The 286-nt window shown below is 65.4% G+C and carries 1 protein-coding gene; it reads left to right on the top strand.

The window, feature by feature from the left end:
- Nucleotides 1-286 (top strand): beta-ketoacyl synthase N-terminal-like domain-containing protein (locus tag OO67_RS35500; protein WP_157841796.1); only part of this gene is annotated, 286 nt, incomplete at both ends.

Genomic DNA, 286 nt, shown 5'->3' with positions numbered 1-286 from the left:
TGTCGTGGTGGGTGCGGTGACGGGTGGTGGGGGTCCGGGGGATGACCCGGTGGTGATCGTGGGGATGAGCTGCCGGTATCCGGGTGGGGTGGAGTCGCCGGAGGATCTGTGGCGGTTGGTGGCGGGTGAGGTGGATGCGATCGAGGGCTTTCCGCGTGATCGTGGGTGGGATGTGGAGGGGGTGTATGACCCTGAGCCCGGGGTGGCGGGGAAGTCGTATGTGCGTGAGGGCGGGTTCCTTGCGGATGTGGCTGGTTTTGATGCGGAGTTCTTCGGTATTTCTCCG

The sequence above is a fragment of the Streptomyces atroolivaceus genome (genome assembly GCF_000717025.1).
GTDB classification, from domain to species: Bacteria; Actinomycetota; Actinomycetes; order Streptomycetales; family Streptomycetaceae; genus Streptomyces; species Streptomyces atroolivaceus.
Note: the sequence above shows the minus strand (reverse complement) of the source record. Positions and strands in the feature narration are given on the sequence as shown.